Annotated in this window: 15 protein-coding genes; 14 read left to right on the top strand and 1 reads right to left on the bottom strand. The window is 37.4% G+C overall.

Annotated elements, in window-relative coordinates:
- Window positions 1-77: 77 nt before the first annotated feature.
- From ESZ48_RS09770 to ESZ48_RS09760, 3 genes are all read left to right on the top strand, one after another.
- Window positions 78-2,603, top strand: coding sequence for a PIG-L family deacetylase (locus ESZ48_RS09770; protein WP_129017227.1), 2,526 nt, complete (start codon window positions 78-80; stop codon window positions 2,601-2,603).
- A 341-nt stretch (window positions 2,604-2,944) separates the two neighbouring features.
- Window positions 2,945-4,714 (top strand): sodium:solute symporter, encoded by a 1,770-nt coding sequence (locus ESZ48_RS09765; protein WP_129017226.1) that lies wholly within the window; start codon window positions 2,945-2,947, stop codon window positions 4,712-4,714.
- A complete protein-coding gene (locus ESZ48_RS09760) occupies window positions 4,714-5,685 on the top strand; it encodes a Gfo/Idh/MocA family protein (RefSeq protein ID WP_129017225.1) in 972 nt (323 codons plus the stop codon). The genes ESZ48_RS09765 and ESZ48_RS09760 overlap by 1 nt, the downstream gene beginning before the upstream one ends.
- A gap of 84 nt (window positions 5,686-5,769) precedes the next feature.
- Here ESZ48_RS09760 and ESZ48_RS09755 read toward each other — a convergent pair whose 3' ends face one another.
- Entirely contained in the window at window positions 5,770-6,615 is an 846-nt protein-coding gene (locus ESZ48_RS09755) for a DUF2911 domain-containing protein (RefSeq protein ID WP_129017224.1), read from the bottom strand.
- A gap of 222 nt (window positions 6,616-6,837) precedes the next feature.
- Between ESZ48_RS09755 and ESZ48_RS09750 the strand changes: the two genes are divergently transcribed.
- The 11 genes from ESZ48_RS09750 (at window position 6,838) to ESZ48_RS09700 (ending at window position 19,183) form a co-directional block, all read left to right on the top strand.
- A complete protein-coding gene (locus ESZ48_RS09750; RefSeq protein WP_129017223.1) occupies window positions 6,838-7,494 on the top strand; it encodes a TetR family transcriptional regulator C-terminal domain-containing protein in 657 nt (218 codons plus the stop codon).
- A complete protein-coding gene (locus ESZ48_RS09745; RefSeq protein ID WP_129017222.1) occupies window positions 7,495-8,805 on the top strand; it encodes an ABC1 kinase family protein in 1,311 nt (436 codons plus the stop codon).
- 229 nt (window positions 8,806-9,034) lie between these two features.
- Window positions 9,035-12,811 carry a PAS domain S-box protein gene (locus ESZ48_RS09740; protein WP_129017221.1) on the top strand — a complete coding sequence of 1,259 codons (3,777 nt, stop codon included), beginning with the start codon at window positions 9,035-9,037 and terminating at the stop codon, window positions 12,809-12,811.
- Window positions 12,798-13,202, top strand: a complete 405-nt coding sequence (locus tag ESZ48_RS09735; RefSeq protein ID WP_129017220.1) for a response regulator — start codon at window positions 12,798-12,800, stop codon at window positions 13,200-13,202. The genes ESZ48_RS09740 and ESZ48_RS09735 overlap by 14 nt, the downstream gene beginning before the upstream one ends.
- A 177-nt stretch (window positions 13,203-13,379) precedes the next feature.
- Window positions 13,380-14,810 (top strand): SDR family oxidoreductase, encoded by a 1,431-nt coding sequence (locus ESZ48_RS09730; RefSeq protein WP_129017219.1) that lies wholly within the window; start codon window positions 13,380-13,382, stop codon window positions 14,808-14,810.
- A gap of 218 nt (window positions 14,811-15,028) precedes the next feature.
- Window positions 15,029-15,463 carry a hypothetical protein gene (locus ESZ48_RS09725; RefSeq protein ID WP_129017218.1) on the top strand — a complete coding sequence of 145 codons (435 nt, stop codon included), beginning with the start codon at window positions 15,029-15,031 and terminating at the stop codon, window positions 15,461-15,463.
- Between the two features lie 88 nt (window positions 15,464-15,551).
- Window positions 15,552-16,250: a GTP cyclohydrolase I FolE gene (gene folE, locus ESZ48_RS09720; protein WP_129017217.1), complete on the top strand. Its 699-nt coding sequence runs from the start codon at window positions 15,552-15,554 to the stop codon at window positions 16,248-16,250.
- Window positions 16,251-16,254: 4 nt separating this feature from the next.
- Window positions 16,255-16,479: a hypothetical protein gene (locus ESZ48_RS09715; protein WP_129017216.1), complete on the top strand. Its 225-nt coding sequence runs from the start codon at window positions 16,255-16,257 to the stop codon at window positions 16,477-16,479.
- Window positions 16,480-16,755: 276 nt separating this feature from the next.
- The gene (locus ESZ48_RS09710; RefSeq protein ID WP_129017215.1) at window positions 16,756-17,217 is read left to right on the top strand and encodes a TspO/MBR family protein; all 462 of its coding nucleotides are present in this window, start codon (window positions 16,756-16,758) and stop codon (window positions 17,215-17,217) included.
- Between the two features lie 96 nt (window positions 17,218-17,313).
- Window positions 17,314-17,781, top strand: a complete 468-nt coding sequence (locus tag ESZ48_RS09705) for an SRPBCC family protein (protein ID WP_129017214.1) — start codon at window positions 17,314-17,316, stop codon at window positions 17,779-17,781.
- An 88-nt stretch (window positions 17,782-17,869) separates the two neighbouring features.
- On the top strand, window positions 17,870-19,183 hold the full coding sequence (locus tag ESZ48_RS09700) for a cryptochrome/photolyase family protein (protein WP_129017213.1): 1,314 nt from the start codon (window positions 17,870-17,872) through the stop codon (window positions 19,181-19,183).
- The last annotated feature ends 23 nt before the right edge of the window (window positions 19,184-19,206 follow it).

Below are 19,206 nucleotides of genomic sequence, written 5' to 3'. Positions count from 1 at the left end.
TTGAGTTAAATAAAAACTAAAATCGGAATTTACGATGCTTCTTTTTTATATTTGAGGAATACCCTAATGTCCAAAAAATGTTCAAACCCTATTTTTTCCTTTTAATCACTTTTTTTTATTGCTTTTCCGCCCAAGCACAACAGCCTAAAAAACCTACAAGCTCAGAGATTTACCAAGCCATAGAAAAGCTCAATTTTCTTGGATCGGTGCTGTATGTTGCTGCTCATCCGGATGATGAAAACACGCGACTTATCTCTCACATGGCCAATGAAGTAAAGGCAAGAACTGCGTATCTTTCACTAACGCGTGGTGATGGTGGACAAAATCTTATTGGTCCGGAACTAAAGGAACTTTTGGGAGTGATCAGGACCCAAGAATTATTGGTCGCACGAAGTATTGATGGTGGCGTGCAACTTTTTACTAGAGCCGATGATTTTGGCTACTCTAAACATCCTGATGAAACCTTGGCCATTTGGAATGAAAATGAGGTTTTGAGCGATGTTGTTTGGGCCATCCGTAAGTTTCAACCCGACATCATTATCAACAGGTTTGATCATAGAAGTCCAGGCACCACCCATGGGCACCATACAAGTTCAGCAATGTTGAGCCTGAAAGCTTTTGATTATGCCGCTGATCACTCTAAATTCCCGAATCAATTGAAATCTGTAGCTGTTTGGCAAGCAAAACGTGAGTTTTTTAATACCTCTTGGTGGTTTTACGGCAGTCAGGAGAAATTTGATGCTGCCGATAAAACGAATCAGTATGCTGTGGAAGTTGGCGATTTCTATCCCGCTCTCGGCTTGTCAAATCCCGAAATTGCGGCATTGAGCAGAAGTGCGCACAAATCGCAGGGTTTTGGAAACACAGGAACTCGTGGGAGCGACTTTGAGTATTTAGAACTCATAAAAGGAGATGCTCCAAAAGATAAAAACAACATTTTTGAAGGCATTGATACAAGTTGGAATCGCATCAAAGGTGGGCAACCTATTGGTCAAATATTGAAAACGGTTCAGGACAATTATAATTTCAAAAATCCGTCAGCTTCCATTCCAAAATTGATAGAAGCATATAGATTGGTTCAAAACCTCGAAAATTCACATTGGAAAACTCTCAAGTCCGAAGATCTTAAAAACGTCATAGCTGCTTGTGCCGGCTTGTTTCTGGAAGCTGCCGCAGCATCCAATCTTGCTACACCAAAAAGCACGGTGACATTGAAGTTGGAAGCCATCAATCGCAGTGGACAGAACATGGCTTTAACTTCTATAATCTTATCGGATGGCACACGAATTCAAAAAAATACAGATCTGAAATTCAATGAGTCCCACCGTTTTGAATCACAAATAAACATTCCTTCAACCGCATCCTATTCTACCCCATATTGGTTGGAAACCAAAGGCACTTTAGGCATGTACAAAGTAGATGATCAAAGTCTCATCGGCTTGCCTGAAACGCCAAAAGAGATGACTGCAACCTTTAATGTCTCCATTGAAGGAGAAACATTATCCTATGTAAAAACAATCATCTACAAAACCAACGATCCTGTAAAAGGTGAGGTTTATAAACCTTTTGAAATTGTTCCTATAGTGTCGGCCCACATTGCGGAACCCGTTATTATTTTTGCAGATGACCAACAAAAGGATATTCAAGTGATCGTCAAAGCCAATCGGAATGCCTTAGAAGGTTATGTGCAATTAGATCATCCTCAAGGTTGGCAGGTGTATCCTGAAAAGCAAAATATAGCCATCATAAGTAAAGGCGAAGAACAGATGCTGACGTTTACGGTGATTCCTCCAAAAAACCAAAGCGAAGGCATTTTGACACCCAAAGTGCATGTTGGTAAAGATGTTTTTAGTAAAAAGTTGGTTGAAATCAAATATGATCATATTCCTTTTCAAATGGTATTATTACCAAATGACAGTAAGGTCGTACGATTGGATATCAAGAAAAAGGGCGAAAATATTGGTTATATTGAAGGCGCTGGAGATGCAGTCCCCGAAAGTCTACGGCAAATTGGCTATAATGTGGCCATCATCAAACCTGAAGATATCAATGCCGAAACCCTAAACCGTTTTGATGCGGTTGTTGTTGGAATTAGAGCTTACAATACGGTGGATGCCTTAAAATTCAAGCAGAAACAATTATTCGATTTTGTAGAACAAGGTGGTAATTTAATAGTTCAGTACAATACCAACGGCGGTCTTATTGTAGACCAGTTGGCGCCTTATCCATTAGAATTATCAAGAGATCGTGTTACCGACGAAAATTCGGAAGTCCGCTTATTGAATACCAATAACAAACTACTCAACTATCCAAACAAGATCACCCAAAAAGATTTTGAAGGCTGGGTGCAAGAACGAGGCCTCTATTTTCCGAACAAATGGTCAAAAGAGTTTACGCCACTATTATCCATGCACGACAAAAATGAATCACCAAAAGAAGGCAGCTTATTAGTGGCCAAATATGGGAAAGGGCACTATATTTATACAGGATTGAGCTTTTTCAGAGAATTCCCTGAAGGTGTTGCTGGCGCCTACCGTTTATTTGCCAATATGCTTTCCGTAGGAAAAGAGACGATTAAAACGGATGTTCAATTGAAAGATTAAGGGTTATGCGCCGTTGCTTTCAGATTTTAAATCACCCAATATTAATTGGAAATCCATAGTTTTATATTGGTAATTTGAGCATCTGCTTCGTAAAATAACTGGTAAAGAATATGAAAAAAATACATTATTATTCGTGTTCCCGATAGCAATCGGGACGTGGCCAAAATATTTATAGGACTTAAAGAAATTCAAGTTTTAACCTTTAACTAGATAATAAAATATGCAGAACCTACCACCGATACAACCACCAAAAGAGCGCTGGAAAAAATCATACACCTTGGTATTGGTTGCCAACGCCATTTATATCATATTGTTTTACTTTATCATGAAATCCTTCTAAGATGCAGACATTAGATTGGATTGTACTTATTGGAACACTTGTTTCCATTGTTGCTTATGGCACTTGGAAAACCCGTGACAGCAATAAGAATGTTGAAGATTATTTAAAAGGCGGAAATGAAGCCAAATGGTGGACTATCGGCTTAAGCGTTATGGCAACCCAAGCCAGTGCTATTACATTTCTCTCCACTCCTGGTCAAGCGTTTCATGACGGCATGGGGTTTGTCCAATTCTATTTTGGATTGCCCATTGCCATGATCATCATTTGTTTGGTATTTATTCCTTTATATCACCGACTCAAAGTCTATACGGCCTATGAGTTTTTGGAGAATCGCTTTGACCTCAAAACCAGAAGTCTGACCGCTATTTTATTTTTGATCCAACGCGGATTGGCAGCTGGGATTACTATTTATGCACCTGCTATTATTCTTTCGGCAGTTTTAGGATGGAATTTGAATTTACTCATCATCATCATTGGTGTTTTGGTTATTATCTATACCGTTTCTGGAGGCACAAAAGCCGTCAGCATCACCCAAAAACATCAAATGGCGGTTATTTTTACGGGCATGTTTATCGCCTTCTTTTTGATTGTGAGCTACCTTCCCGAAAACATCACATTCACGAAAGCATTGGAAATTGCCGGAGCCAGCGGAAAAATGGAGATCCTCGATTTTTCATTCGATTTCAATAATCGCTATACCTTTTGGAGCGGTATTATTGGGGGTACGTTTTTGGCGCTCTCTTATTTTGGTACAGATCAAAGCCAGGTGCAACGTTATCTTTCGGGTAAATCAGTCAAGGAAATGCAAATGGGACTGATTTTTAATGGCTTATTAAAAGTACCGATGCAGTTTTTTATCTTATTGGTTGGGGTGATGGTTTTCGTGTTTTACCAATTCAACACCTCGCCCATCAACTTCAATCCTGCCGCTACAGAGACGGTAATGAACTCTTCTTATGCTGAAGAATACATTGAATTACAAAATAAGCAAGATGAAATTTTTACGCAGAAAAAGGAGCTGATGCACGCTTACGCCGAAACAAAAAGTGAAGCGTTAGCCCAACAGATTACTTCTTATAATGAGGGCGATAGGGCAAACAGAGAGGCTGCCAAAGAATTGATTAGCAAAGCCAATAAAGAACGAACACTTTCGGTAGAAACAAATGATAAAGACTACGTGTTCATCCACTTTATTTTAAATAATCTGCCTCGTGGTTTAATCGGTCTTTTATTGGCGGTTATTTTAAGTGCTGCCATGTCCAGTACTGCCAGCGAACTTAATGCCTTGGCTTCTACGACAACCATGGATCTTTACAAACGCAGTTTTGTGCAGGATAAAGATGAAGACCACTATTTAAAAGTTTCAAAATGGCTGACCTTAAGTTGGGGGATTATCGCCATTATTTTTGCGTCAGCTGCATACTTAGTGGACAATTTGATTCAATTGGTAAATATTATCGGCTCCATCTTTTATGGTAATATTTTGGGGATTTTCCTTTTGGCGTTTTTCTTCAAATACGTAAAAGGAAATGCTGTTTTCATTTCAGGGCTCATCACACAAGCACTCGTCATAAGCTTGTATTTATTAGATGAATATGATCATATCAATCTCCCCTATTTATGGCTGAATTTTGTGGGCTGCTTTTTAGCAATTATAATCGCGATGTTCATTGATTTTAAAAAACTCTCTAAAAACAACCGATGGACACTATTTTTATTAGTTAGTATTTTGGCTTATTTTGGTTATTTAATCTTTAAAAATTCCATTTAATGAAAACTATAAAATGGGGCATTATAGGACTCGGTAAAATAGCGAACAAATTTGCTCAGGATATGCAAGAGGTTGAGCATTGCCAACTTTATGCAGTGGCCTCAAGACATCAAGAAAAGGCCAATTCGTTTGCCAAACAATATAACGCCATCAAGGCTTATGGCGATTATGAGAGCTTGGCCGCAGATCCCAATATTGACGCGGTATATATAGCCACCCCGCATAGCTCACATAAAGAATATGCCATTTTATGTTTAAACCATAAGAAGGCGGTATTATGTGAAAAACCATTGGCCATGAACCTCCAAGAGGTTGAAGAGATGATTGCTGTTGCCAAGGCCAATAATGTATTGTTGATGGAAGCGCTGTGGACGTATTTTCTACCGCATTATCAGTTTGTTATAAAGGAATTGATGACGGGAAGATATGGCTCCATTAATAAATTGGAAGCCGATTTCGGATTTCAGCCAATGATTGATATGCATTCTCGGGTTTTTAATAAAACCCTTGGTGGCGGCAGTTTATTGGACATTGGTATCTATCCTATTTTTGCGGCTTTATCTACATTAGGAAGGCCGATTGACATAGATGCCAAAGCTACTTTTTTTGATAATGGCGTAGATGCATCCTGTAAGATCATCTTTAATTATTATAATGGCGTCAAGGCATTTTTGAAAAGTTCACTTCTGGAAAAAACACCAACGGAAGCTATTTTTTATTGTGAAAAAGGCATCATCAAAATTAATGGACAGTTCCATCGGCCCTCTACGGTTACGATAACTTACAACGGAAAACAAGTCACACATACTTTTGACTGCACTACCCTTGGTTACAGTTATGAAACAGAGCATTTCAATGAATTGTTAAGAAACAACAAAACAGAAAGTCCAATAATGACTTATGATTTCAGCAGGGATTTGATGTCGATTTTAGATGATGTCAGACATTTGATCAATCTCAACTACGATTAAGATAACGCGCTACAGAATGGATATAAAAAACAAAAGCCTCACAGTTGTCTGCAAGGCTTTGTTCAATTTGATTTTAATTTCTATTTATTTCGCTCCCCACTCTTTCAAGGAATCTTTGTTCATTTTAACATAATCAGCATTTCCTGCTTCTTCTGAAGCTTTTAAGGATTTCTTCGCCAATTCAATCGCTCCTTTTTTGTCACCTGCTTTTGCATAAATCAAGGACTGTTGTCTCAATTGGTAAAAGGCTGGTTTTGAATTCATAGACATGGCTTTATCTATCCATGTTTTAGCTTGATTGATGTCTTTCCCTTCTTGGAAGTAGTATGCTGCAGCAGCATAATAATCGCCAGCTCCAGGGCCGTTCATAACTTTATCAATTGAAGCCGCTACAATCTTATCGGTTGGCACTTCAAATGTCACACCGGCATATACATTTGCCCACATCATCCCAAGAGTTGCTCCAGTACTTGATAAATCATCAAAAGTCATGGTGAAGGTTTCAATATTCATTGGTAATGGATAGGTATCTGCTTTAACTTTAGCAGCAATCTTTGATTCATCCAAATCTTGAGGTGCTCCCCAATTTTCAGCACTCGAATAAAACACGATATCCCAGTTATTTTCGTTCGGGATCGCAAAAAGCGCGTAAGTTCCGGCCTTCAATTCTTTTCCTCCTACCGTAACATCGGTGCTAAAGCTGATTTTTGTATTCTCGTTAGCACCCAAACGCCACACTTTTCCGTAAGGTACCAAATCACCAAAAACAGTACGTGCTCTCATGTTTGGACGAGAATATTCCAAGGTTACATCAGTCAAACCAACAGTTTGCTCCACTTTAGAGAATGGACTTGGTTGCGGGGTTTGAATTTGGGCCTGTGTTGTAAAGGTCATTCCTAAAACACCAAAAAATAGCATAATTTTTTTCATGATAATTTATTTTTAGTTGATTATATTTTTCAAAAAGTAAAATTACAGTTTTTAAAACCCTCAATTGTTAATGAAATCCTAAATTAAATGTTCCATAAAAGCTAATTTATTGAAATGCATTCGTTTATAAACTTATTTGCAAATCTTAAACCGTTGTTAAATTTTGTTTAATCTTATTGATTAAAGGTTGAACATTTTGTATCTTTACAGCAAAATTACATCATGGCAAAAAAGAAAAACATATCAGATCAAAACATCATCTCCTATTATATGGACTATGTTTTGGAACATGGCGCACAACCTAAATCCGTTTATATATTCGCTAAGGCCAATAACTTTGAAGAATCGAAGTTTTACGAACATTTCGGAACCTTTGAAGCTGTTGAAAAACGTATTTTTAGAGAGCTCTTTGACAATACCCTTACACTATTGCACAAAAGTGAAGAGTATCAAATATTTGATGCGCGCAATAAACTGTTAAGCTTTTATTTCACGTTTTTCGAGAATCTGACTGCCAATAGAAGTTATGTGGTTTTTGCGCTGCAACAACATAAAAACGCCTTAAAAAATCTATCGGTCTTAACCGAATTGAAAAAAGGCTTTACAAAATATATCGATAGTTTAGATATTGAAACCTTAGATATTAAAGAGGAGCGTTTCGATAAACTACAACGTCGTGCTTTGCAAGAATCGGCATGGGTGCAACTGCTGTTGACCATGAAGTTTTGGATGGACGACACCTCTACCTCTTTTGAGAAAACGGATGTTTTTATTGAAAAATCAGTCAACACCAGCTTTGATGTTCTGAACATTGCGCCTTTGAAAAGCGTCATTGACCTTGGGAAATTCCTCTTTAAGGAAAAAATGCACTTGAAATAGATGAAAACAATAGATAAAATCCCCACATCAAAAATCCAAAGAGCTTCAAAATTGGTTTCTACCGGTGCCAAGGTTGGAGTGAATTACTTGAAATATTATGGTGATAAACTGACCAAAACTGAAGATGAAGCACGTTCAAGACTGAATGAGAACAATGCTGAGGACATCTACGACAGTTTAAAGCAGCTCAAGGGTAGCGCCCTCAAAGTTGCGCAAATGTTGAGTATGGAAAAAAGCATCATGCCCCAGGCCTATGTAGAGAAATTCTCCTTGGCTCAATTTTCTGTACCACCATTGTCACCGCCATTGGTGATCAAAACTTTTAAAAACTATTTTGGCAAATTGCCAAATGAATTATATGACTCCTTCAACACAACTTCTGTCAACGCTGCAAGTATTGGACAAGTCCATATTGCAGAAAAAAACGGGAAGAAACTTGCTGTGAAAATCCAATACCCAGGAGTTGCCGAAAGTATCTCATCTGATTTAGCGCTTGTAAAGCCCATTGCCATGAAAATGTTCAATATTAAGGGCAGCGATTCAGACAAATATTTTAAGGAAGTTGAAGGAAAGCTTATTGAGGAAACAAATTATATTTTGGAAATGCAACAGAGCAAAGAAATTGTTGCAGCGTGTTCGCACATTCCAAATCTTTTGTTTCCTCAATATTATGAAGACTTATCTTCTGAAAGAATCATCACCATGGATTATATGGAAGGTGAGCACCTTTCGGAATTTACGGCTTATAATACCAATCAAGAAGTGGCCAATAAGCTGGGTCAAGCCTTATGGGATTTTTATATGTTCCAAATCCATGTCCTCAAAAAAGTACATGCCGATCCGCATCCAGGGAATTTCTTGGTGTCTGAAGACCACAATTTAGTGGCATTGGATTTTGGTTGTATGAAAACCATCCCGGACGCCTTTTATGTCCCCTATTTTGAGTTGGCAAAACCTGAAAACATATCTGATAAAGCGTTTTTTATCTCAAAATTATACCAATTGGAAATTCTGCGGGAAGACGACACCAAAGAAGAAGTGCTGTTTTTCTCCGAAATGTTCCACGAATTATTGGGTTTGTTTACACAGCCATTTCATGCAGAAACCTTTGATTTCTCTGACGCCGATTTTTTCGGTAAGATCACAGAACTGGGGCAACGGTACTCCAAAAGCACAGAACTTAGAAAAATGAACGGCAACCGAGGTTCCAAGCATTTTATTTATATGAACAGGACCTTCTTTGGGCTGTACAATCTGATGTTCGATTTAAAGGCCCAAGATATTAAAATTAACAATTTCAAAACCTTATAATCTCGACCTTCACTCAAGCAATATGAGAGAAATAGTGTCTTGTTAAAATGCGGCCAAGAGAGGTTCCTGGCAGGAATTTTCTTCACTTATTAAGAGTTAACAAGACCAAGTGCCGCTAATCTGAGACGAAGTGCTAGAACACTTTTTGCTTATTTTATAGATTTATATTGTTTTCCATCTAATAATAGATATCTTTAGCCTGTTGAAACCTGCCAAATTACCAACTAATTTGATCAATATAAATCCCCAATCAGTACAATTCTCAATTGTTGATTCGACCATCTTTGAACTATTCAATTCAGAGCTCTATGACGGTGTTTGGTATTTCGAAAAATCACAACCCGAAAAATTTTATATCAGCAAGAACTTCAAGGTTTTACTGGGCTATGAGCCAAATAGGAAACTACTTTGGGAAACTATCCTCCACCCTGACGACATAAATAAGTTTCAAGAACAGCTTAGTGCCATTTGCGGAAAAGAAGAAATTGGCATTCATGAAGACCTAAGACTGATTCATAAATGTGGAGATATCTTATGGATGCAATGTCATATCTATTTCAAACCAAATTCTGAAAAAGGTCTTGAATTTATTTTTATTGCGTTTAAAAACATCTCTACTACAAGGCATACAGAATTAGAACTTAACCATCGCCATAAAAGAGCCCATGCGATTTTAAACGATAGTTCCATAGGTACGTGGGAGAGTAATTTGGTTACAGGAAAATCAATTTGCAATGAAAGCTTGGCTACTATCATTGGTTATTCAGTTGAAGAACTCAATAATTTCGCAATAGATATATGGCATGCGCTGACCCATCCTGAGGACATCAAAAAATCACGACAGTTACTGGAAGAACACATCTCTACTAAATCATCTTGCTTTATAAGTGAATGTAGGATGAGGGTTAAGAATGGAGACTGGGTATGGGTAGCAACGATTGGGAAAGTTATAAAGTATACCACAAATGGCCAACCCGAATCTTTAGGAGGAATACTTTACGATATTTCAGATAGAAAAAATACCGAGCAACAACTAGAAAAATACAAGAACCTTTTAGAAGGCGTCAATCAAGCCGCAGAAATTGGTGTTTGGGAAGTTGACTTAGAAACCGACAATATCTATTTGAGTCCGGAGATTAAAAAAATGTTTGGGGTTCCAATGTCCTTTGAATCAAATCTTGAAGATGTCGTTAGTTTTTTTAAGGAAGGTGAAAGTCGCCAAAAAGTGATAGACGCGTTTCAAAATGCGATTAAAAACGGCACAAATTACGATATAGAATTGCAATCGATCACCTCAGATGATAAAGTAATCTGGACAAGATCCATCGGTGTTTCAGAATTTAAAGACGGGAAGTGTACCCGACTATTTGGCTTTTTTCAAAACATTCATGAAAAAACCATCGCTACAAAAAAGCTCGCATTAAAGGAAGAACTCTTTCGTAAAACATTCTCACATGCTCCTGTCGGGATGGCAATTATAGACTTAAAAGGAAATATTTCGCAAGTCAATAAAAATTTATGCGAATGTCTTGGCCAAACTGAAAATGAACTTTTACAAAATAACTTCAACAAGTTCTCTCATCCTGACGACAAAAATCTTTCCAACGATCACGTCATCGAACTTTTAAAAGGAGAACGCGAGAGTTTTAAATTGGACAAACGTTATATTCATAAGAATGGCGACACCATTTGGACTCAAATATCGGTTTCGTCCATTAAAAACGAGTTGAATGAAATCACAAACTTTATAGTACAGGTTCAAGATATCACCGATCGAAAAACGAATGAATTGTTGTTGATCAATTATAAAGATTTACTTGAGCGCTCCAATTATGTGGCAAAAATTGGTTCTTGGGAAATCAACATAGGCGACCATACGGTAACTTGGAGCAAGTCCATGCATACCATCCTGAAAACAAAAGATCATTTTGTTCCCAATTTTAATGAGTCCATTGATTTTTTCACAAGTACGCCACAACAAAAAGATCTTTTAAAATCGTCCTTAAATAAGGGTTTAAAAGAAGGCGTCAACTTTGATATCGAGACACTTGCAAAAACGTATGGAAAAAAGCAAAAATGGATAAGAATAATCGGTATCTCAGAGTTTGTGAATGGCCAATGCACGAGACTCTATGGTCTTATCCAAGATATAAATGATATAAAGAAAGCCCAATTAGCCATTGCCGTTAAAGAAGAACAATGGCGTACTACTTTTAACCATGCCAAAGCAGGCATGGCATTGATCAATTTTAGTGGTTATGCCGATAATGTCAATAAAAGTCTGTGTGATATTTTTGGATACACCATGCGAGAAATGCAGGAGGTTGGGATCAAAGATATTTCTTTAAGTGAAGATCTTGGAAGCAACATTGAACTAATGAACGATTTGATCCATAGACGGATTGAAAACTTCACCGACGATTTACGATTCTTGCATAAAAACGGACATACCATTTGGACCAATGTTTCGGTTTCGGCCGTAAAGAATGACTACAATCAGTTTACCCACATGGTAGCTCAAGTGGTTGATATTACAGAATCAAAAACGAATCAACTTCTGTTAAAAAAGTATAAAGAAAGCTTAGAACGTTCAAACAAATTGGCGAAAATTGGTTCATGGGAAATGGATCCGGAAAGCGAAAATTTATTTTGGAACGAAAACCTTGGTCGATTACTGGGCAATACAGAGTTTACCCCGCGTAATCTAAGGGAATTCATTGCCTACTTTGCGCTTGATAACAACCAAGACCAATTGACCACCTTGGTAATAGAAGCCCTAGATCACGGCACTAATTTTGATGTGGAAATCCCATTAAAAACCACTAAGGGCATAAGATGGATGCGTTTGTTGGGTATTTCGGATTTTGAGAACGGAACTTGCAAAATGCTGCATGGATTAGTTCAGGATATAGACGATTTCAAAAAAGCACAATTGGAGATAGTACTCCGCGAAGAGGAATTTAGACAAACCTTTTGGCACGCTCCTATTGGGATGGCGTTACTAGATTTAAACGGCAAAATTGTCAAAGTCAATCCGGTTATTTGTGAAACTTTCGGGTATACAGAAGATGAAATGATCGCTATTGAGAAAGGTGCTGTTTCCCATCCGGAAGATTTAGAACTTTCAAATAAATTATTGGCAGATGTTTTAAGTGGGAAACGCGAAAGTTTTCAACAGGAAAAGCGATACTTCCATAAAAACGGAAATTTGATTTGGGCAATCCTCTCCATTTCGGCCGTTAAAAATGACAAGGGAGAAACGACGCATTTAGTGTTACAAGCCAGCGATATTACCGATAAAAGACTTCTGACAGAAAGTCTTAAAGAACACAATAACAGACTCCAAAATTATGCTCATATCGTATCCCATAATTTACGATCCCATACCGGAAACCTGTCCATGTTGTTGGAATTGACGGAGATCAATAACAACCAAACATGTGATAAAGAACTGTTTGAACACATCAAATCAGCTTCCCACAACATGAATGAGACGGTGCAACATTTAAGTGAGATTGTCGAAATTAATAACCTCATAAAGGACACCCTTGTACCGCAGAACTTAAGAAAACGTGTTAATAAATCGATTGAAAACATTCAAACGACTTTAAGTCAAATTAATGGTGAAATGACCATCAAAGTCAATGAAGATTATATGGTATATGCTGTGCCTTCTTATTTAGACAGCATTGTCCTGAACATACTCACCAACGCCATAAAATACAGATCACCTTACCGACTTTTAAAAATCGAAATAAAAGCTGGACAAAAGAATGGCCATACGTTCCTGAGCATTACCGACAATGGTTTAGGAATTGATCTGGAAAAAAATGACTCAAAGATCTTTGGCATGTACAAAACATTCCATGAGCATAAAGATGCTAGAGGTATTGGACTCTTTATCAGCAAAAATCAGATAGAAGCCATGGGCGGCAGCATTGAAGTTGAAAGCAAACCAAACATTGGAAGCACCTTCACAATATATTTTAAAGATGAAAAAAATTAATACGATATGCATCATTGACGACGACCCGATCTTTAGATTTGGGACAAAGAAAATGATGGAAACCGTTCAGTTTTCACTTAAATTTTTAGTCTATAAAAATGGAAAGGACGCCTTTGATAATTTACTGCCTCAATTACGATTGAACACCAACCTCCCAGATGTCATCTTACTGGACCTGAATATGCCGCTTATGGATGGATGGCAGTTTCTCGATGAACTTGCTAAGATTCCTTTTGCAAAAAACATTCCTATATATATCGTGAGCTCATCTGTGGATAGTCGGGATATTAAAAAAGCAAAAAGCTATAAAATGGTCAACAAATATATCGTAAAACCATTCTCCATTTCTAAAATTCAAGAGCTTATGGGAGAGTTGAAAAACCATGCTTAATCTCCCAAATTATAAGTTTTAATTTCATATCCACAAAACTTTAAAAACCCATTCATACCAATGGACTTGATTCTGCAAATCATTTCCTATAATCGCACATGATTTTGTTTTTTTTTGTTTAACATTTGCATTATATTGTTAAACATATCGTATCTTTATTTAAAAATTACAACTCTCTTGAAAATTCTCGTTACAGGTTCTACTGGTTATATTGGAAAAAGGCTGATTCCCATTCTCATCAATGAAGGCCATGATGTGGTTTGTGCCGTAAGGGACAAATTGAGAGTGGACAAAAATCTTCTCGAAGATGGGCATATTTCTATTGTCGAAGCCGACTTTCTCAAACCAGAGACGCTCGAAAATATACCTAAGGATATAGATGTTGTCTATTATCTAATTCACTCCATGTCAAGCACTTCTGATGATTTTGGAAAACTGGAAGCGGACTGCGCAAAAAACTTCAAGACTTATTTTGATACAACACAAGTCAAACAAGTCATTTATTTGAGTGGCATCACCAATGAAGAACATCTTTCAAAACATTTAGAATCCCGTAAAAATGTTGAAGATTTGTTGGCATCAGAAAATTATGCACTTACCATATTTAAAGCAGGAATTATTGTAGGCTCAGGAAGTTCCTCTTTTGAAATCATTCGTGATTTGGTTGAAAAACTACCGGTGATGATCGCTCCAAAGTGGTTGAATACAAAAACTCAACCCTTGGCGGTAAGGGATGTGCTGTCGTTTTTGTCAAGAGCCAAGGGCAAAGAAGAATTATACAATAAAAGCTTTGATGTTTTTGGTCCAGAAACCATGACCTACAAGGAAATGTTACTCAAGTTTGCTGAAATCCGCAATTTGAAACGTTATATTTTCACGGTTCCCATCATGACGCCCAAACTGTCCTCCTATTGGCTTTATTTTGTGACCTCTACGTCTTATAAACTCGCATCGTCTTTGGTAGATAGTATGGGCATCCAAATTATTGGCAAAAAAAGTAATATCAATGAACTGCTCGATGTCCATCCCATAAATTATCGTGAAGCGGTTGAGCTGGCCTTCGAAAAAATTGAGCAAAACAGCATTGTTTCCAGCTGGAAGGATTCCATGGTCAGCAGCGGCCGACTAAAAAACAGTCTCCATAAATATGTCAATGTACCTACCTACGGATGTTTCACCGATTATAAAGAACGTAAGGTTGTGGATATGGACATCACCATCAATCGCATCTGGTCCATTGGAGGTTCTACAGGTTGGTATTATGGAAATCAGTTATGGAAAATAAGAGGCCATATGGATAAATTATTTGGAGGCATCGGTTTGCGACGTGGTAGAACCCATAGTTCTGATTTGAACGCTGGGGATGCCTTGGACTTTTGGCGTGTGATTTTCAGCGATAAAAAAGAGCGCAAATTATTACTTTACGCCGAAATGAAACTTCCGGGTGAAGCCTGGTTGGAATTTAAGATTGAAGATGGCCTTCTCAAACAAACCGCGACGTTTAGACCTCATGGATTGGCTGGCAGGTTATATTGGTATTCAATATTGCCTTTTCATTGGTTTATTTTTAATGGGATGATCAATAAATTAGTTGAAATTAAAGACTAAATGAGGACCACGGACTAAATATCTCGAAGAAGCTTCTGAATTAACCACGGAGTTAAATAAGTTCCTTAAAATGGAGAATTGTAAGCTTTTAGCTCATAATTGAACAATTAATCCTAAAAAACACGTAATACGCCAAATTCCCCGAACATAGTGTTAATTATTGTTTAATGTTTTGACCATAACTGTAAACGCAGGTTTAATTTAACTATCTTTAACCCATGATTTTAAACACCACATATTCTAACAAAAAACACGATGAACTCATCAATGATTTGCTGGGTAAACCTTTTAGTTTGTGGCAATCCATAATGATGAAAGGCATCGGCTCCAAACGGATGATTATTGAAGAAGTGAGTCCAAATTTGGCGCAATATATCAATAAAGTATCTGATGTCAATTATGCCAATCTGGAATTACGACCGGTAGGACTGCTCGTCAGAATCAATAAAGGATTGAAGAATTATACTTGGGTCATTCCGTATTACAAACTGGGCATTCATAAAAGCAACGGTAGCAGTATTCATGCCGAAGGAAAATTTATCAATTTCAGGCCGAATACAACCTTCAGGGAAAACAAAGCTTTTTTTGACAAACTTCTGAACGAAAAAGTAAAATACGAAGCGCAATATCATACACTTCCATCATTTCAATGAAACAATTGACTCAAAATTTAATTTTTAAAACTAAACGTTGCTTTGCTTTGGAAAATGTATTCCAAGGACAGCATCTAAAAAAGATAGCATGATTCCAGAAAAAGATTTAAAAATATTCAAAGTCAATGAGCTTATAAATGGTTTCAACGCCAATGATATTGGTGACGATCATTTATTTAGTGGATTGGAAACGCCAATGAAGAAAGATGCTTTTAAACTTTCTGATAAAGAAAAGAAACAACGCATCGCTCATTTGTTTGAGGAAATTATGGATGTGTTAGGATTGGACCTCACTGACGACTCATTAAAAGGAACTCCAAATCGGGTAGCCAAAATGTATGTCGATGAGATTTTTTCTGGTTTGAATCCTGCCAACAAACCAAAAATAACACTGTTTGACAATAAATATCAATACAATCAGATGCTGGTGGAAAAAAACATCAGTTTTAACTCCAATTGCGAACATCATTTTGTACCCATTTTTGGTAAAGCCCATGTGGCCTATATCTCTTCAGGCAAAGTCATTGGATTGTCAAAGCTCAACCGAATCGTTCAGCATTATGCAAAGCGTCCGCAAGTTCAGGAACGTTTGACCAATCAAATTGCAGAAGATTTAAAACATATTTTAGGAACCGAAGATGTGGCGGTCATTCTTGACGCCAAACATCTATGCGTTTCCTCAAGAGGCATCAAGGATGAATCCTCAACAACAATTACCTCATATTACGGTGGAAAGTTTGGCGCACCGGAAAAAATCGCCGAATTACAAAATTATTTAAAAGATTAACATTATGGACATTATTAATGAAGCACTCGAATTTGAGCAACAAAAGTTAAGATCACTTTCAACTAGTGACAGAATAGAAATTTCCAGAAAAGCCAAAACGTTAATTTTAGGCTTAAATGAAATTTATAAACGCAAAAAGGATGAACAGATCATGGACATTATGAAACGATTGACTGTCATTAAACAAAGAGTGGAAAAACGATTAAAAGGTAAACCACTTACTGCTTAAGCAATATATAAAGTATATCAGTGGACGCATATTGGGTTATTTAAGTAAAACGCTCAAATAACCCAATTGTTCCTGTATTTAAACATGTAGTGTTCTTTAACTCTGTAGCTAAAGTCTGAGTTTTATTTGAAATATTCTATAGGAGGATCGTCACTATTAAGGACGATGCTAAGATAGAATTTTTATTTTTTAAGAAACTATCCACTACTCATCAGAATTTAGAACCTATATCTAGGATTATAATCTTCAAGGAGCAGCGAAAAATCACATGAAAAAATGAAGTTTTTAAAACCACTTTTCGTATTTCTAATCCTCAATTTTGGTGCGTTAGGTCTTGGTATCCTGCTTATGGGCAATGGTCCAACCAGCGATTGGTACACCTCAATGAGGCAAGCGCCATGGACACCTCCCAACTGGCTTTTTGGAACAGCATGGACATTCATCATGCTCTGTTTTTCATTTTACATGGCCATTCTTTATCGTAAGCATCCCACCAGTAAAGTCATCACACTTTTTATCATTCAATTTGTTTTGAATATCGCCTGGAATTTTGTCTTTTTCAATCAGCACATGATTGCATTTGGATTGGGAACCATTATCGCATTGACCTTTATCATTACGGCATTTTTAGTAACATATTTCAAGTTGATGAAAGCCTACAACTTACTGATTTTTCCATATTTAATATGGATTTGTATTGCGACCTCACTGAATCTCTACATTTTGATACATAATTAAATAAATCCTTACTATAAGGAGGTTCTCTCTTTCGAGGGAATGAAAATAAAAATCAGGGAATTAATTAAACAGATCCCCACTTATGTGGGCATAACTATGAAAATATACACGCTCCACCAAAAGCAAAATCTTTCTATTAGCATTGACACAGCGTGGGATTTCCTCTCAGATCCAAGAAATTTAAAGACCATTACCCCAGAATATATGGGCTTCCATATTCTTTCTGGCGCGGACAGACCTATGTTTGCAGGACAGATCATCCAATATATTGTGACACCGGTTTTGGGCATCAAGACCAAATGGGTTACGGAAATCACGCACAGCGTCAAAAATCAATATTTTGTAGATGAGCAGCGTTTTGGTCCCTATGCCTTGTGGCACCATAAACATTTTATCAAAGAAATTGACGGCGGTGTAGAAATGGAAGATATCATCGATTATAAATTGCCCTTTGGATTTCTGGGACAATTGGCACATCCCATTATTGTCAAGCCTAAATTGGAAGAAATCTTTACTTATAGAACAAAAAAATTGGAAGAACTGTTCGGGGTTTATAAAAAATAAATTTCAAACGTTTAATTGTCCGACTGACGTTGCGGCAAGTTGAAATTGAAGTTGAAAAGCAGCAAATTAGAATCAAGAAACCTGAAATATGAAACAACTAAAAACCCCAATAAACATCTTCTGGTTCCGTCGCGATTTGAGATTGGATGACAACATCGGGTTCTACGAGGCTTTGACATCAGAACATCCTGTCCTGCCCCTCTTCATTTTTGATACGGAAATCTTGGAAGATCTTCCTGAAGATGATGCTCGTGTCACTTTTATTTTTGATGCGCTTCAAAACATGCGAACCATATTGCAAAAGGAACATGGTAGCAGTTTGGCATTATACCAAGGAAAACCTTTGACGATTTACAAACAGCTCGTCAAAGATTATGACGTTGCTGCTGTTTTTACCAATCATGATTATGAACCGTACGCCCAAGAACGGGATGCGGAAATAAAAGAATTCCTTTCAAAAAACAATATCGCTTTTCACAGCTTTAAGGATCAGGTTATTTTTGAAAAAAATGAGGTCGTTAAAAAAGATGGTGATCCGTATGTGGTTTATACGCCCTATATGAAGATTTGGAAAGAAAAATTCAAGACCATCGATTTGAAGATCTTTACTACCAATTCCCATCTCCATAATCTCGTTGAAAATACCGAATTACCAAATTTAAGCCTATCCGATCTTGGGTTTAAAAAAGCATCGCAAAAGATCGCCAATTACGAGCTGACTCCATCCTTAATTCAAGACTACGAAAAAACCCGAAATTTCCCAGCACAGGACAGCACATCACGATTGGGTCCGCATTTACGATTTGGAACTGTCAGCATTCGAAAAATGATGAAAAAGGCCATTGCCGAAAAGAATGAAATCTTCTGGCAAGAACTCATTTGGCGTGAATTTTTTATGCAAATTCTTTGGCACTTTCCACACACCGCCACTGAGAGTTTTAAACCGAAATACGATCGCATTGAATGGCTAAATAATGAAGAGAATTTTAAGCGTTGGTGTGATGGCACTACTGGATATCCTCTTGTAGATGCTGGAATGCGACAGCTGAATGCCACAGGATTTATGCATAACCGTGTGCGCATGTTGGTGGGTAGTTTTTTATGCAAACATCTTTTGATCGATTGGCGTTGGGGCGAAGCTTATTTTGCTGAAAAGCTGCACGATTATGAAATGGCTAGCAATGTGGGCAATTGGCAATGGGTTGCGGGTTGTGGCGTGGATGCCGCGCCCTATTTTCGGATTTTCAATCCCACAACTCAGATCGAAAAATTTGATAAGGATTTAAAATACATCACTACATGGGTGCCTGAATTCCAAGAACTGAGTTACCCAGATAAAATGGTTGATCATAAGGAAGCACGACTGCGCTGTTTGGAAACTTATAAACGAGCTTTGGAATAAGGATGCATCTTTGTAAAAAGACT

The organism is Gelidibacter gilvus (assembly GCF_004115975.1).
Taxonomy (GTDB): Bacteria; Bacteroidota; Bacteroidia; order Flavobacteriales; family Flavobacteriaceae; genus Gelidibacter; species Gelidibacter gilvus.
The sequence above is the reverse complement of the archived record's forward strand: the minus strand, read 5'-3'. Positions and strand labels throughout refer to the sequence as shown.

Coding starts and splice junctions, on each gene's coding strand:
- ESZ48_RS09770 (WP_129017227.1), top strand. CDS start 78: ATGTTCAAACCCTATTTTTTCCTTTTAATCACTTTTTTTTATTGCTTT.
- ESZ48_RS09765 (WP_129017226.1), top strand. CDS start 2,945: ATGCAGACATTAGATTGGATTGTACTTATTGGAACACTTGTTTCCATT.
- ESZ48_RS09760 (WP_129017225.1), top strand. CDS start 4,714: ATGAAAACTATAAAATGGGGCATTATAGGACTCGGTAAAATAGCGAAC.
- ESZ48_RS09755 (WP_129017224.1), bottom strand. CDS start 6,615: ATGAAAAAAATTATGCTATTTTTTGGTGTTTTAGGAATGACCTTTACA.
- ESZ48_RS09750 (WP_129017223.1), top strand. CDS start 6,838: ATGGCAAAAAAGAAAAACATATCAGATCAAAACATCATCTCCTATTAT.
- ESZ48_RS09745 (WP_129017222.1), top strand. CDS start 7,495: ATGAAAACAATAGATAAAATCCCCACATCAAAAATCCAAAGAGCTTCA.
- ESZ48_RS09735 (WP_129017220.1), top strand. CDS start 12,798: ATGAAAAAAATTAATACGATATGCATCATTGACGACGACCCGATCTTT.
- ESZ48_RS09725 (WP_129017218.1), top strand. CDS start 15,029: ATGATTTTAAACACCACATATTCTAACAAAAAACACGATGAACTCATC.
- folE (WP_129017217.1), top strand. CDS start 15,552: ATGATTCCAGAAAAAGATTTAAAAATATTCAAAGTCAATGAGCTTATA.
- ESZ48_RS09715 (WP_129017216.1), top strand. CDS start 16,255: ATGGACATTATTAATGAAGCACTCGAATTTGAGCAACAAAAGTTAAGA.
- ESZ48_RS09710 (WP_129017215.1), top strand. CDS start 16,756: ATGAAGTTTTTAAAACCACTTTTCGTATTTCTAATCCTCAATTTTGGT.
- ESZ48_RS09705 (WP_129017214.1), top strand. CDS start 17,314: ATGAAAATATACACGCTCCACCAAAAGCAAAATCTTTCTATTAGCATT.
- ESZ48_RS09700 (WP_129017213.1), top strand. CDS start 17,870: ATGAAACAACTAAAAACCCCAATAAACATCTTCTGGTTCCGTCGCGAT.